The organism is Bradyrhizobium sp. SZCCHNRI2009, assembly GCF_032485115.1.
GTDB lineage: Bacteria > Pseudomonadota > Alphaproteobacteria > Rhizobiales > Xanthobacteraceae > Bradyrhizobium.
In genome coordinates this window covers 263,811-278,208 of the sequence record NZ_JAUEUH010000006.1, presented here as the reverse complement: position 1 = coordinate 278,208, position 14,398 = coordinate 263,811, and the positions used below count along the sequence as shown (strand labels likewise).

Below are 14,398 nucleotides of genomic sequence, written 5' to 3'. Positions count from 1 at the left end.
ACATCCATGTCAGCCGGCAGACATCTTCGACGGTCTGGCTTGGCAGTTCTGTGTCCCCGACCCCTCGATTGCTCGCAATCGCAATCGCAATCAGCGCAGCTGGCTGGCTGAGTCTATGGTTCGATCCTGCCGAACACTTTCCAGCCACCGCTCCACGTCTCCGCGGGCTTCGAGCTCAACCCCCATATCTCCGGCGAAACCTCTCCAGGCATCGATATTGCTGCGCGGCACGCCGACAATCGTCGGTATCGCAAGGTCCAACGCGCGGGCGATCAGATCAAGCGTTCCGCCTCCCCCGCACTCTGCCTTACCAAATTTGTTCAACACCAGGATGTTTGGACGTGCATCCAAGCTGGCGAGGACCCGAACTGTCACCTCTGCAAGCGCCGATTCATCCAGCCGGCAACCTCTCGCTCCCGATCCACGATCCTCGAAGATCGGGGTTTGATTTGCCGTGTCGATCTCCTCGAGCAGGACGTCGCACCTGCGATTTTCGTCGAGGAACAGCCTTCGCTGCAGTGCGCCGGCGACCTTCAATCGCGCTCGACGCGAGTGATCCACGAGGTGATCGAACGTCTCGTAAGGATATTTCCCGTCGTCGTATACGAGCGCCACCAGCGGCGCGGCCGCAACGCCGACTTTCTCTACCATCACATCGTGCATGCGAATCCCAACATCAATTTGACGCTTCGACATTTTTGACCCGCCCCTCCAGCACGGATAGCCTGCGGTGGATCCGTTCTAGGAGAGCTCGATTTCATCCCTCTGCAGCGACCACTTGATCATGGACGTCAGACAGACGATCGCGGGGTCGGCGGCGCGGTCGATAGCGCTCATCAACCCGAGCCAATCCTCATTCTCTGCGAGATTTGCAAAGCGCCGGACAGCAGCCGACGCATACTCACCGACATCCTCGCCGAGGCGACCCGCGACAGAGCTGATGCGCACCAGGAGCGTGAGGTCGCCGCACCCCTGCAACACCGCACTCGACTTCGCGTCGTCACTGAGATCGTGAATGAGATCCCCGAGCAGCATGATCGCCCCCCTACTGCGGCAGTACCGATTGCGGCGCCGGCAACGTCACGCCAACGATCTCCGCGCGGTCTGCCAGATTGGCTACATATTGCGCGAGCGCCTGATGCCGCACACGCTCGGTGAGATATTGCGAAATGCGCGCCCTTGCCATGTCGAACGGCAGGACTTGTCCGAGGGCCCGTCGGTCGAGGCGCACGACATGGATACCAAAGCGTGTCTCAATCAGACCGACCTCTCCAACCGACATCCGGGCCAGCGCGGCGTCGAACTCTGCGGTCGTCTGCCCACGCGACAGCTGCCCGAGCCTGCCACCATTCTCCGCCGAGACCCTGCAATCGGAGCGATCGCGCGCGATGGTCTCGAACAGTTCCGGGCTTCTCTGCACGGCCTCCACGATCGTCCGCCCCTCGTCTCGCGCAGCCGACCGAGCCAGCGAATCGCTGCTCGGCGCGATCAGCAGGATGTGAGACGCTTCGTAGAGTTCTCCAACCAGGAACCGCTGCCTGTTCTGATCGTAGAAGCGACGGCACGTCGATTCGTCCGGCTCGTGTATCAGAACCTCACGCGCGATCAGCGCCCGCATCGCCGCCTCTTCCTCGGTTTCGCTGCGACCTTCGGCATCGCGCAGAGGAGCGGCCGTTATGCCGAGCCGCATGACCTCCTGTCTCAGCAATTCGCGCACCGCAAGCGCGCGCGCCGCCGCTTGCCAGGCGAGGATCGGCTTGTCCGACGGATGGTTCTGAACTTCCCGGGCAATGACGTCGCGTTCGATCACGACCCCGTTCACACTGACCAGCTTCGGCTTTGGAAGCGCCGCGCCCAATGAACAGTCCATCGGCTACTCCGCGGGCTGAATTGGTTGCACAAGATGACGGCGTCCGTCGCGGCTGCGCACCACCTGATAGCCGCGGCGGCCGAGATACCACACCGGCGCACTCCAGATGTGGACCAGGCGGGTGAAGGGGAAGAGCAGGAAGATGGTCATTCCCAGGACCAGATGCGCCTTGAAGATCGGATGGACGTCGACGATGTTGGCGGCGATTCCGGGCTGCAACGTGAGAATGCCCTGCGCCCAGGCCATGAACTTGACCATTTCATGACCATCGAGATGACCGAGCGACACGGGGATGGTCGCCAAGCCAAGCAGCAGCTGGACGAACAGCACCAGAAGGATACCCGTGTCAGCAAAAGACGACGTCGCGCGAATCCTGGGATCGAAAAGCCTGCGATGCGCGAGGAGTGAAATGCCGACCAGACACATCAGTCCGGCGCCGCCACCGGCGACGATCGCGAGCATCTGCTTGAAGCCGTGGGACACGCCGAGCATGTCAAACACCCAGATCGGCGTCAGAAGCCCGACGAAATGACCCGCAAAAATGAAGAGGATCCCAACATGGAAAAGGTTCGAGCCCCAGATCAATTGGCGCCGCCGAAGCAGCTGACTCGAGCCTGAGCGCCACGTGTATTGCTCGCGGTCGAACCGAATCAGACTGCCGACCAGAAAGACTGTCAGGCAGAGATAGGGATACCAGCCGAAGACGATGGCATTGAGTGTTTGCATGGCCAATCCCTCATTGCAACTGTGACGGCGGCGCGTTGACCGCACGTTTGGCGTGGCGCAGTTTTGCGATCAGATTGTCGTGCCCACAGGCTGCCTGGTCGCCCCCTCCCGGGCCGAACCTGACCTCTTCATCCTCCCAGGCCGCGTCGAGCGCGTGCAGGTCCATCGGATCCACGTCCGCCGCCTTCAGCAGCTCATCGACGATCTCCGCGCGGGGCTGATCCGCGGCGATCTGGAGCAGCGCATCGAACACCGCCCGATAGCTCGACTGCCGACGCCCCAATCGTTCCGCGAGCGCGGCGATGATGTGGCTGGTCTGGCCAAGCAACTCGCGCGCGTCCGCAAGCTCCCGGGTGGCGAGAAATTCGAGGAACAGCGGCAGATAATCCGGCAGCTCGTTGCCGGCGATGACGAGGTTCGCACGGTCATACATGGCCCGCAGGTCGACCATGGCCTGGCCGCGGTCGCGGCCTTCGCCATGGACGTGCTCGAACAGATGCAGCGCCAGGGTCTTGCTGCGGTCGAACAGCAGGCCGTAGCGCTCCTGCAGGTCGTAGACGTCGCCCGTGGCGATCTCCTGCAGCAGCACATCGAGCTCCCGGCGAATGCCGGGCTGGACGAGGCCTTCCTGGTCGAGCACCCGCGCGAGCTCCGGGATGGCCGTGATCAATTCCCCGCTCGGATAGTTCAGCAATGCCGACAGCACCTTGAACGTCTTCATCAGGCGACCTCCATCGGGTTCTTGGCCTTACGCGGCGATCCGAACAGGTTGACTTCGCTTTCGCCCCCGGAGCAGCCGTTGCCGAACGAGAAGCCGCACGAGCCGCGGATATCAAACGCGTCGGCACCGAGCTCGCGGTGCGCGGTCGGGATCACGAAGCGGTCCTCGTAGTTGGCGATCGCCATGATGTGGTACATGTCGTCGATCTGCGGGCCGCTCAGGCCGACGCGCCTCGCGATCGCCTCGTCGACCACGCCGTCGATGGTCTTGGCCCGCATATAGGCACGCATGGCCAGCATTCGCTCGAGCGCCAACGTTACCGGCTTCTCGTCGCCCGCAGTCAGCAGATTGGCGAGGTACCGCATCGGAATGCGCAAGGATTTGACGTCGGGCATCTCGCCATCGTGCCCGATCTTGCCGGACGAGGCCGCCGACGTGATCGGCGACAGCGGCGGCACATACCAGACCATCGGCAGGGTCCGATATTCCGGGTGCAAGGGGAAGGCGACCTTCCATTCCATCGCCATCTTCCAGATCGGCGACCGTATCGCCGCCTCCAGCCATGCATGAGGGATGCCCTGGCGCTCGGCTTCCGCAAGCACGTTCGGATCGTTCGGATCGAGAAAGATGTCGAGCTGGGCCTGGTAGAGATCGCCCTCGTCGGGCTTGGCCGCGGCCTCTGCGATGCGGTCCGCGTCATACAGCACGACACCGAGATAGCGAATGCGCCCGACACAGGTCTCGGAGCACACGGTCGGCTGCCCCGCCTCGATCCGAGGATAGCAGAAGATGCACTTCTCCGATTTTCCCGAGGACCAGTTATAATAGATCTTCTTGTATGGACAGCCGGAGACGCACATTCTCCAGCCGCGGCACTTGTCCTGATCGATGAGGACGATGCCGTCCTCCTCGCGCTTGTAGATCGCGCCGGACGGGCAGGATGCGACGCATGCCGGATTGAGGCAATGCTCGCACAGCCGCGGCAGATACATCATGAAGGTGTTCTCGAACTGGCCGTAGATCTCCTTCTGCACGCCGTCGAAATTGATGTCCTGAGAGCGCTTGGCGAATTCGCCGCCCAGGATCTCTTCCCAGTTCGGTCCCCACTCGATCTTTTCCATCCGCTCTCCAGACACCAGCGAGCGCGGCCGTGCCGTGGGCATCGCAGATACCTCGGGCGCACTTTGCAGGTGCTGATAGTCGAAGGTGAACGGCTCGTAGTAGTCATCGATCTCGGGGAGGTCGGGATTGGCGAAGATATTCGCCAGAACCCGCCACTTGCCGCCGATCCGCGGCTGGATCGACCCGTCGCGATTGCGCGACCAGCCTCCCTTCCAGCGGGACTGGTTCTCCCAATCCTTGGGATAGCCAACGCCTGGTTTGGTCTCGACGTTGTTGAACCACGCGTATTCCATCCCCTCGCGGCTGGTCCAGACGTTCTTGCAGGTCACGCTGCAGGTGTGGCAGCCGATGCACTTGTCGAGATTGAGCACCATTGCGATCTGAGCACGGATCTTCATTCTGCAGCCTCCGAGGGGGTCGTGGCCGACCGGTCAGCAGTCGGCTGGTCCAGCCAATCAATCTTCGACATCTTCCGGACGATGACGAACTCGTCGCGGTTGGCGCCGACCGTGCCGTAGTAGTTGAAGCCATAGGCCTGCTGAGCGTAGCCCCCGATCATGTGCGTCGGCTTCGGAACGACACGCGTGACCGAATTGTGGATGCCGCCGCGCAGCCCCGTCTGCTCGGAGCCCGGCACGTTCACGATCTTTTCCTGAGCATGATACATCATGCACATGCCCTGCTTGACCCGCTGCGAGACCACAGCGCGCGCAACCAGCGCGCCATTGGTGTTGTAGGCCTCGATCCAGTCATTGTCGGCGATACCGGCAGCCTTTGCGTCGATCTCGCTGATCCACACGATGGGACCGCCGCGCGACAGGGTCAGCATCAGGAGATTGTCGGTATAGGTGGAGTGGATGCCCCACTTCTGGTGGGGCGTAATGAAGTTCAGGATGACGGACGCATTGCCATTCGGCTTGCGATCGATCACCGGCTTGACGGTCTTGGTATCGATCGGCGGCCGGTAGACGCAGAAGCCCTCGCCGAAGGCCCTCATCCATAGGTGATCCTGATAGAGCTGCTGCCTGCCGGTCAGCGTCCGCCAGGGGATCAGCTCGTGGACATTGGTGTAGCCGGCGTTGTAGCAGACCTTCTCCGACTCGAGCCCCGACCAGATCGGCGACGAGATGATCTTGCGCGGCTGCGCGACGACGTCGCGGAATCGGATCTTCTCGTCTTCCTTCGGAATGGCGAGATGAGCATGGTCGCGGCCGGTGAATTGCTCCAGGGACGACCACGCCTTGACCGCGACCTCGCCATTGGTTTCCGGCGCCAGGCTGAGGATCACCTCGCAAGCGTCGACCGCACTGTCGATGCGAGCCAGCCCCTGGGTCGGTCCGTCGTCAGCGACGACGCCGTTGAGGCGCTTCAGAAGCTCGACCTCATGGTCGGTGTTCCAGGCCATCCCCTTGCCGCCATTGCCGAGCTTGTTCATCAACGGTCCAAGCGAGGTGAAGCGCTTGTAGAGATTCGGATAGTCACGTTCGACCACGGTGACCGCTGGCATGGTCTTGCCGGGGATCGGATCGATCTCGCCCTGCTTCCAGTCCTTGACGTCGAACGCCTGCGCGATTTCGCCCGGACTGTCATGCATGATCGGCGTCAGCACGACGTCCTTCTCGACCCCGAGCACTTCGGGCGCGACCCTGGAGAAGGCCTCGGCGATCCCCTTGTAGATGTCCCAATCGCTGCGCGATTCCCACACCGGATCGATCGCCGCCGAGAGCGGATGGATGAATGGATGCATGTCGGACGTATTGAGGTCGTTCTTCTCGTACCAAGTGGCCGTCGGCAGCACGACGTCCGAATACATGCACGTGGTCGACATCCGGAAGTCGAGCGTGACCAGCAGATCGAGCTTTCCTTCCGGGGCCTCTTCGTGCCAAGCGACCTCGACCGGTCTATTGTGGCCCTGGTCGCCGAGATCCTTGCCGATCACGCCATGCTTGGTGCCGAGCAGATGCTTGAGGAAGTATTCGTGGCCCTTGCCTGAGGCGCCGAGCAGATTGGAGCGCCAGACGAACAGGTTGCGGGGCCAGTTCTTCGGATGGTCGGGATCCTCGCAGGCGAGCTTCAGCTCGCCCGACTTCAAGGCCTTCGCGACGTAGTCCTTCGGCTCCAGGCCCGCGGCGGCGGAGCGCTTCGATACCTCGATCGGATTGGCCTGCAGTTGCGGCGCGGACGGCAGCCATCCCATGCGCTCCGCGCGGACATTGTAGTCGATCAGCGCTCCCTCCCAAGAACCGGCCGGTGCGGTCGGTGAGAGAATCTCGCTGACATTGACCGTCTCGTAGCGCCATTGGTCGGTGTGAGCGTAGAACGCCGAAGTCGAATTCATCTGCCTCGGCGGGCGCCCCCAATCGAGCGCAAAGGCGAGCGGCGTCCAGCCCGACTGCGGCCGCAGCTTTTCCTGCCCCACATAATGCGACCAGCCACCGCCGGACTGGCCGACACAGCCGCACATCACCAGCATGTTGATGATGCCGCGATAGTTCATGTCCATGTGGTACCAGTGGTTCAGACCGGCCCCGACGATGACCATCGAGCGCCCCCGGGTCTTGGACGCGTTCGAGGCAAACTCGCGGGCAACCGCGATGATCTGGCCGCGCGGCACGCCGCAGATCGCCTCGGCCCATGCCGGAGTGTACGGTTCCAGATCGTCGTAGCTCCTGCCGAGGTGGTCGCCGCCGAAGCCGCGATCGACGCCATAATTGGCGGCGAACAGATCGAACACAGTGGCCACGACCGCCTCGCCATCGGCAAGACGAAGTCGCTTCACCGGCACGTTGCGGGTCAGCACATCCGGATGATTGGTGCCGCTGAAGTGATCGTGCTGACGGTTGCCGAAATAGGGGAATCCCACCGGTGCGATGTCGTCCTCGATGCCGGCCAGAGACAGCCGCAGCCGGGTGTCGTTGTTCGCCGAGCTCTTCTCTTCCAGGCTCCACTTGCCTTTTTCGCCCCAGCGGAAGCCGACCGATCCCTTGGGCACGACAATGGCCCCGCTGATCTCATCATAGGCGACGGTCTTCCATTCGGGATTGTTGGCCTCGTCGAGAGATGTGGCGAAATCCGAGGCGCGCACGAACCGCTCAGGAACGAGCCGTCCCTCGGATTTCACCAGCCGCACCAGAAATGGCATATCCGTATACTGGCGCACATAGTCGTTGAAGTACGGCGTCTGCCGGTCGATGTGAAACTCCTTGAGGATCACGTGACCCATCGCCATCGCGAGCGCCGCGTCGGTGCCCTGCTTCGGCGACAGCCAGAGATCGGCGAATTTCGCAGCCTCGGAATAATCCGGGCAGACAATGACGCTCTTGGTCCCCTTGTAGCGTACCTCCGTGTAGAAGTGCGCATCCGGCGTACGCGTCTGTGGCACGTTGGAGCCCCACAGCATCAGGAAGCCTGAATTGTACCAGTCCGCGCTTTCAGGTACGTCGGTCTGCTCGCCCCAGGTCTGTGGCGAGGCCGGCGGCAGGTCGCAATACCAATCGTAGAACGACATGCAGACGCCGCCGAGCAGCGACAGATAGCGCGCGCCGGCCGCGTAGCTCACCATGGACATCGCCGGGATCGGCGAAAATCCGAACACGCGGTCCGGACCATGGGCTCTGACCGTATAGGCATTGGCTGCCGCGATCAGCTCATTGACCTCGGCCCAACTCGCCCGCACGAAGCCGCCCAGTCCGCGCTTCTGCACATAGTCCGAGCGCTTGCCCGGATTCTCGACGATCGACTTCCAGGCTGCGACCGGCGTCATCCGCGCTCGCGCCTCGCGCCACAGCCTGAGCAGCCGCGAGCGCACCAGCGGATATTTCACCCGGTTTCCGGAATAGAGGTACCAGCTGTAGCTCGCGCCGCGGGCGCAGCCGCGCGGCTCATGATTGGGAAGATCAGGGCGCGTCCGGGGGTAGTCGGTCTGCTGGGTCTCCCAGGTGACGATGCCGCCCTTGACGTAGACCTTCCACGAGCAGGAGCCGGTGCAGTTCACGCCGTGCGTCGAGCGCACGATCTTGTCGTGCTGCCAGCGCTTGCGATAGCCCTCCTCCCAGGAACGGTCCTCGGTCGTCGTCACGCCGTGTCCGCCTGCGAACTCCTCCTTGGCCCGGGTGAAGAAGGTCAGCCTATCGAGAAAATGGCTCATCTTTTACGTCCTCATTCAGCGGGTTGGGCAGCGGCCGCGATCGCCCGGCGCCGTTCGACATCGTGCAGGACGCCGCCCTTGCGGGTGTAGACGGCCCAGGTGATCAGCACGCAGGTGACGTAGAAGCCGAAGAAGCCCCATAGGGCGGCCTGCACGCCGCCGGTGAGGTCGATCGAGGTGCCGTAGGATTTGGGAATGAAGAATGCGCCAAAGGCGGCAATCGCGGAGGTGAAGCCGGTGATGGCGGCGGATTCCTTTTCGGCCTGGCGCAGCCGCGTCTCCGCGTCCGCGGTCGGCATGAGCCGGGTCATTTCCTGGCGCATGATGTTGGGGATCATCTGGAAGGTCGATGCATTGCCGACGCCGGTCGCGAAGAACAGCAGCAGGAACATCGCGAAGAAGCCCCAGAATGCACCGGGCTGATCCTTGATGCCGAGGAAGTAGAGCACCCCGAGCACGCCGGCCATCATCAGCAGGAACACCCCGACGGTCACGCGCCCGCCGCCCCATTTGTCGGCCATCCAGCCCGTCGCGGACCGCGACAAGGCACCCACCAGCGGCCCGAGGAATGCGAACTGCAACGCGTCGACGGCCGGGAACTGGGTCTTCGCCAGCAGCGGGAAGCCCGCAGAATAGCCGATGAACGAGCCGAACGTGCCGGTGTAGAGCCAGCACATGATCCAGTTGTGCCGCCGCTGGAAGATGACGGCCTGATCAGCGAAGGACGCTTTCGCGGAGGCGATGTCGTTCATCCCGAACCAGGCGGCGAAAGCACTGGCGACGATGAACGGCACCCAGACGAAGCCGGCGTTCTGAAGCCAGATCGGCATCGGCTGCGACCCGCTCGTTGCCATCGCCGGATCTCCGCCGAACCAGCCGAACACGCCGACCGTGATGACGATTGGCACCACGAACTGGACCACGCTGACGCCGAGATTGCCGAGGCCGGCATTGAGCGCGAGCGCGTTGCCCTTCTCGGCGCGGGGAAAGAAGAAGGAGATGTTAGCCATCGACGAGGCGAAATTGCCGCCGCCAAAGCCGCACAACAGCGCCAGTATCAGGAACACCGGATAGGGCGTTGCGGGATTCTGCACCGCATAGCCGATTCCGATCGCGGGTATCAGCAGCGACCACGTGGCCAGCGTGGTCCACAGCCGGCCGCCGAAGATCGGCACCATGAAGGAGTAGAAGATGCGCAGAACTGCACCGGAGATCCCAGGCAGCGACGCCAGCCAGAACAGCTCATCGGTCGTGAACTTGAAGCCGACCGAAGGCAGCTTCGCAACCACGACAGACCAGACCTGCCAGACCGCGAAGGACAACAGCAGCGCCGGAATGGAGATCCAGAGATTGCGTCGCGCGATGGCTCGGCCCTGCTCCCTCCAGAACGTGTCGTCCTCAGGCCGCCAGTCGGTGAGAACCGCGCCGGACAGGGCTCCGATGTGCTCGGGCCGGTGGATCTCCTCCATTTCGGGCAGCTCCGGCAGCCGCTTCAGCGCCTCGCCGGCAACGCCGCGCTCCATCTGCCGGATCGAGAGATGCATCCAGACCAGCGCGACCCCGACGAGCAGGAAGAGCAGCATGAAGCAGCTGGTTCGCAGACCGGTGAGATCGACCAGCGCGCCGAACGCGATCGGGAGCACGAATCCGCCGAGCCCGCCGATCATGCCGACCAGGCCGCCGACGGCTCCGACATTGTTCGGATAGTAGACGGGGATGTGCTTGTAGACGGCGGCCTTGCCGAGCGCCATGAAGAAGCCGAGCACGAAGACGATGACGACGAACGGGACGAGCCCCATCTCCAGATGAAAGCCGACCTTTCCGTTGACGGTCGTCACGACGTAGTCCGTCGGCGGGTAGGACAACAGGAAGGTCGCCGCGACACCGACCAGAAATGTCCAGTACATCACGCGGCGGGCACCGAAGCGATCGGACAAGTGTCCGCCATAGGCGCGAAACACGCTGGCCGGAAACGAGAACATGGCGGCCATCATGCCGGCCGACTGGATTCCGACGCCGTAGACCTTGATCAGGTATTGCGGCAGCCACAGCGACAGCGCGACGAAGGCGCCGAAAACGAAGAAGTAGTACAGCGCGAAGCGCCAGACCTGGATGTTCTTGAGCGGCGCGAGCTCGAGCCAGGCGCTGCCGGCCTTCTGCTTGCGCTGCCTTCGCGAGCGGACCACCGGGTCCTCCTCGGAGAACAGCCAGAAGACGATCGCCATGACGCCGATCGCGAGCGCCCATATCTGGGCCACGGTCTGCCAGCCATAGGCGACCAGCACGAACGGCGCGACGAACTTGGTGACGGCGGCGCCCACATTGCCGGCGCCAAAGATTCCCAGCGCAGTGCCCTGCTTGGCCGTCGGATAGAACCGCGACACATAGGCGACGCCGACCGCGAACGAGCCACCGGCGATTCCTACGAAGAGCGCGGCGACGAGAAATTGCGGATAGGTATGCGCCCAGGTCAGGAGATAGGTCGCGACCGCCGCGGCGAGCATCACGACGGTGTAGACGCGGCGCCCGCCATACTGATCGGTCCAGATGCCGAGCATCAGCCGGATCAGCGAGCCGCTCAGGATCGGGGTGCCGATCAGGAGACCGAACTCGGTTTCGTTCAGATCCAGCTCTTGCTTGATCCGGATGCCGATGATCGAGAAGATCGTCCACACCGCAAAGCAGATCGTGAACGAGATTGTTGAGAGCCAGAGTGCTCGCGTTCGGTGCTCAGGGCTGAAATCTACGGCGTCCATGGTGGCCTCGACGTATGGCTTCGACGCCGCAGCAGTTATTCGGGGGACCAGGAAAATGTTTTGCGATGCATCAACCGGACGGTCCGGTCGGCCACAATCTGCCAAATGTCCCAGATCGAATTGTCAGACTGCACGTATACAATTGACTTTTGTCACAGTTCGGCGCGATAGCGGGTGAGTGACTCTTGGAGCTTCGCTTGCGCCCCGACGAACTCGCCCAGTTGAAGACGCTGCCGCTGTTTGCGGACCTCAGCGAGGAGAACCTGAAGCGGTTGCTCGGCGCGGCTCTGCTGCAGCAATTTCCGCCCGGGGTGCGGTTGGCTCGCGAGGGAGATCAGGCCGACTTCCTGCATGTGCTGATTGGCGGGTTGGTGGAAATCTACACCGAGCAGGACGAGGCCGAGTGGGGCATCTCACTGCTTCGTCCCGTGTCGACCTTCATACTTGCTGCAGTCGTGGTCGATCAGGCGTATCTCAATTCAGCCCGCACGCTGACGGAGTCGCGGGTGCTGCTGATCCCGGCCCGCGATGTAAGGGCACTCTTCGACGAAGACATCGCATTCGCACGGATTGTTGCTCAGGAGCTGGCGTATGCCTATCGCGCTTCTGTCAAGAAACTGAAGGGCACCCTGGCCCGGTCGAGCATCGAGCGCCTCGCCAACTGGATCCTCGCCGAAGCCCAGCGCGAACCGGGGCATGCGAATATCGTCATCCCATTCGACCGCGGCACGCTGGCCTCCCACATCGGCACGACGCGCGAAAACCTGTCACGCAGTCTTGCCCAACTTACGAGCCATGGGGTTCGCGTCCGCGGACGAGAGATCGTCATCGACCACAAGGAGCAGTTGGAGCTGTTTGCCCGGCCAAAGCCCCTGATCGACGATCCCGGCTCGTAGGCTTCTTTTGCGATCGGTCCTGCCCCTCTGTTGGGAACGGCAAATCAGCAGAGTACGGAAACGGTGCCGTCGATATAGTTCTTCTCCGCCGCACACCCACCCCGTGTGGCAGTCGCTGGGACGCCCCGAAACCGATCGGCCCTGGAACGTGCGGCCGGCAAAGCCGTGATCGCGGGCGATGCTGAGGAAAGCAAACCGGACCCGGTGGAAACGGTCACAGCCTCACCGCTTGGCGGAGAGGCGTATCCGAGCCGAATGAAGCGAGTGCAGGGAAAGGTGGTCGCGGGGGAGCGCTACCGCCTTTCCCCACAGCCGGCGGACCTACGATACTTCCTGCAATCCTACGCATACCGAGGCTCCTTGGTGCTGGCTCGGTCAGCACCTCATGCTGGACCATCGCTTCCGGCCTCGGACCCGCGTTCCAGGCGAGGCTCGGGCCGCCGTTGGATTTCTGCGCTAAGGGGTCCATGAAGCGTTCCGACATCGGCAGAGGTGATTGCGATGCGCACAGAAAGGTTTGGCGCCTACTAGACCGGAGCACCTTCAGGACCGCCTTTTGGCGATCTTCGGCGTTGCGCCCTCTTCGAGCACGTATCGAATTGACCGCCCGCTTCGCCAGCGAGGATCTGCGCGACGGCTTTGGACAGGCGATTATGACCGCGCTTTGGGAATTCCAGCTCTCAGGGCTCCGCGCCGAGGAACGCGCGGGTCGCCTGTAGGATTTCGTCCGACAGTTCTTCTGAATCGGAGATGCGCGCGAGCAACATCGCCCCAATCATCGCTGCCCAACTGCCGATCGCCGCGACACGCTTCTGGTGCGGATCGTCACCTGGCGCCGAGGCCATGAATTGTTCGATCTGCCGTCGCATCTCCTCGGTCAGGACGCGGCGTGTGGGCGCCGGCGCCCGCGACATCTCGGGCCCGAGCGCCGCGAAGACGCATCCCGCCCCCGCCGCATCCCGATGTTCTGGCCGCAGATACGCGCGGGCGAAGCCACGGACATCCGTCGGCAGCAGGGGTTGACGCCTGCTGGCCTCGAAAACGTCCGCCAGGGCCTCGGTCACGAGCTCCTGTTTGCTCGCAAAGTGCCTTGGAAAGCCGCCGTGCGTCAGCCCCGCTGCGTCCATGATCTCGGCGACGGTAACACCGTCAATTCCCTTTTCCCGGAACAACTTAGCGGCCGAGTTCACGATCGCCCGCCTGCTCTCCGCCTTCTGCTCCCGGCTTCTCGCCAAAATAAATCTCCCTCAGTTCAAAAAATGTAGATGACAAACATCATCTTTGCAAGTAGATGATGATTGTCATCTACATTTTGGGGACAGATTGGCCCCTCCCACGGAGAAGAAGACATGTCCACTGCACTCATTACTGGCGCCTCCAGCGGCATCGGCGCCGTCTATGCGCGGCGCCTCGCCGCGCGCGGCCATGACCTCGTCCTCGTCGCTCGCGCGACGGAGCGAATGGCGGCCCTGGCTGCGGAACTGCGCAAGGCGCACGGGATTGCCGTCGAAGTCCTGACAGCGGATTTGACGGATGCCGCGCAGCTGCAAATGGTGGCGAACCGGCTCCATTCGGGCAGCCCAGTCGAGATTCTGGTCAACAACGCTGGCGCGGCGCTGCTCGGCCCGTTCGAGGCGGCGGATCCCGCCGCCATGGAGCAACTGCTCAAGCTCAATGTGACTGCGCCGACGCTGCTGGCTTCGGCGGCGATCGGGGGCATGGTGAAACGCGGAAGCGGCGCCATCATCAATCTCGGTTCGGTGGTGTCGTTCATGCCCGCGTTTTTTCCGGGGATTTATTCGGCGACCAAGTCTTACGTGCTCACGTTCTCGCAGGGGCTGGCGGCCGAGGTCGGGCCCAAGGGCGTCTACGTCCAGGCCGTGGTACCGGCGGCAACCAGGACCGAAATCTGGGAACGGGCGGGTGCCGATCTCTCGAAAATTCCCAATCTCATGGGCGTCGAGGACCTGGTCGACGCGGCGCTGGTCGGCTTCGATCGCCGCGAAGCCGTGACGATACCGCCCCTTTCGGACCTGGGCCTCTGGGAGGCGTTCGAGGGCGCACGAGCGGTTCTGCCCTCAGGTTTGGGTGCGCAGCCCGCCGAGCGCTACCGCGCGCGCGCCAGCGCCTAGTCACAACGCTCCGATCGGCCGGCGATAC

General features: G+C 63.0%; 11 protein-coding genes. 2 read left to right on the top strand and 9 right to left on the bottom strand.

All coding sequences use genetic code 11. The annotated features are described in order from the left end of the window. Positions 1 to 90: 90 nt before the first annotated feature. From QX041_RS22565 to QX041_RS22530, 8 genes are read right to left on the bottom strand one after another with little or no spacing between them, the layout of a single operon-like run. Positions 91 to 696, bottom strand: coding sequence for a DUF2478 domain-containing protein (locus tag QX041_RS22565; RefSeq protein WP_315750144.1), 606 nt, complete (start codon positions 694 to 696; stop codon positions 91 to 93). 45 nt (positions 697 to 741) lie between these two features. After that, on the bottom strand, positions 742 to 1,035 hold the full coding sequence (locus QX041_RS22560) for a hypothetical protein (RefSeq protein WP_316166547.1): 294 nt from the start codon (positions 1,033 to 1,035) through the stop codon (positions 742 to 744). Between the two features lie 10 nt (positions 1,036 to 1,045). After that, complete coding sequence (locus QX041_RS22555) at positions 1,046 to 1,870, bottom strand: peptidylprolyl isomerase (protein ID WP_316166546.1); 825 nt, start codon at positions 1,868 to 1,870, stop codon at positions 1,046 to 1,048. Between the two features lie 3 nt (positions 1,871 to 1,873). Then, positions 1,874 to 2,596: a respiratory nitrate reductase subunit gamma gene (gene narI, locus QX041_RS22550; protein ID WP_315714236.1), complete on the bottom strand. Its 723-nt coding sequence runs from the start codon at positions 2,594 to 2,596 to the stop codon at positions 1,874 to 1,876. 10 nt (positions 2,597 to 2,606) lie between these two features. Then, entirely contained in the window at positions 2,607 to 3,317 is a 711-nt protein-coding gene (gene narJ / locus QX041_RS22545) for a nitrate reductase molybdenum cofactor assembly chaperone (RefSeq protein ID WP_316166545.1), read from the bottom strand. Continuing rightward, positions 3,317 to 4,837: a nitrate reductase subunit beta gene (gene narH, locus QX041_RS22540; protein ID WP_315750140.1), complete on the bottom strand. Its 1,521-nt coding sequence runs from the start codon at positions 4,835 to 4,837 to the stop codon at positions 3,317 to 3,319. The genes narJ and narH overlap by 1 nt, the downstream gene beginning before the upstream one ends. Beyond that, positions 4,834 to 8,586 (bottom strand): nitrate reductase subunit alpha, encoded by a 3,753-nt coding sequence (locus QX041_RS22535; protein WP_316166544.1) that lies wholly within the window; start codon positions 8,584 to 8,586, stop codon positions 4,834 to 4,836. Before QX041_RS22535 ends, narH begins: the two co-directional genes overlap by 4 nt. Before the next feature lie 11 nt (positions 8,587 to 8,597). Further along, complete coding sequence (locus QX041_RS22530) at positions 8,598 to 11,342, bottom strand: MFS transporter (protein ID WP_315750138.1); 2,745 nt, start codon at positions 11,340 to 11,342, stop codon at positions 8,598 to 8,600. A gap of 197 nt (positions 11,343 to 11,539) precedes the next feature. Between QX041_RS22530 and QX041_RS22525 the strand changes: the two genes are divergently transcribed. Continuing rightward, positions 11,540 to 12,238: a helix-turn-helix domain-containing protein gene (locus QX041_RS22525; protein WP_315714231.1), complete on the top strand. Its 699-nt coding sequence runs from the start codon at positions 11,540 to 11,542 to the stop codon at positions 12,236 to 12,238. Between the two features lie 680 nt (positions 12,239 to 12,918). Here QX041_RS22525 and QX041_RS22520 read toward each other — a convergent pair. Continuing rightward, the gene (locus QX041_RS22520; RefSeq protein WP_315714230.1) at positions 12,919 to 13,428 is read right to left on the bottom strand and encodes a helix-turn-helix domain-containing protein; all 510 of its coding nucleotides are present in this window, start codon (positions 13,426 to 13,428) and stop codon (positions 12,919 to 12,921) included. 159 nt (positions 13,429 to 13,587) lie between these two features. On the opposite strand from QX041_RS22520, the gene QX041_RS22515 reads away from it, so the two are divergent. Further along, positions 13,588 to 14,370, top strand: coding sequence for an SDR family oxidoreductase (locus QX041_RS22515; RefSeq protein WP_315714229.1), 783 nt, complete (start codon positions 13,588 to 13,590; stop codon positions 14,368 to 14,370). The last annotated feature ends 28 nt before the right edge of the window (positions 14,371 to 14,398 follow it).